The organism is Liquorilactobacillus uvarum DSM 19971 (assembly GCF_001434935.1).
Taxonomy (GTDB): domain Bacteria; phylum Bacillota; class Bacilli; order Lactobacillales; family Lactobacillaceae; genus Liquorilactobacillus; species Liquorilactobacillus uvarum.
This window is the reverse complement of the sequence record NZ_AZEG01000158.1, coordinates 1-210: the sequence shown is the minus strand read 5'-3', so window position 1 is coordinate 210 and position 210 is coordinate 1. Positions and strand designations below refer to the sequence as shown.

Genomic DNA, 210 nt, shown 5'->3' with positions numbered 1-210 from the left:
CCATTCATATTCTAAGCAAGGATATCCTTACGATAATAGCCAAATAGAAGCTTTTCATTCGTTATTAAAACGAGAATTTGTTTTTCAAACGCACTTCTCAAGCTTTGAGGACTTAATTCTCAGAACCTCAAATTATATTAATTGGTTCAACACTGAAAGAATCAGAACAAGTGTCTAGAAAAACATGTGCCAGATATTGACTTAGGAGCA

The 210-nt window shown here is 33.3% G+C and carries 1 protein-coding gene; it reads left to right on the top strand.

From position 1 onward, the window contains the following. Positions 1–178, top strand: a 178-nt coding sequence (locus FD20_RS13225) for an IS3 family transposase (RefSeq protein ID WP_157060953.1), incomplete at its 5' end; no start/stop codon positions are given. Positions 179–210: the final 32 nt, after the last annotated feature.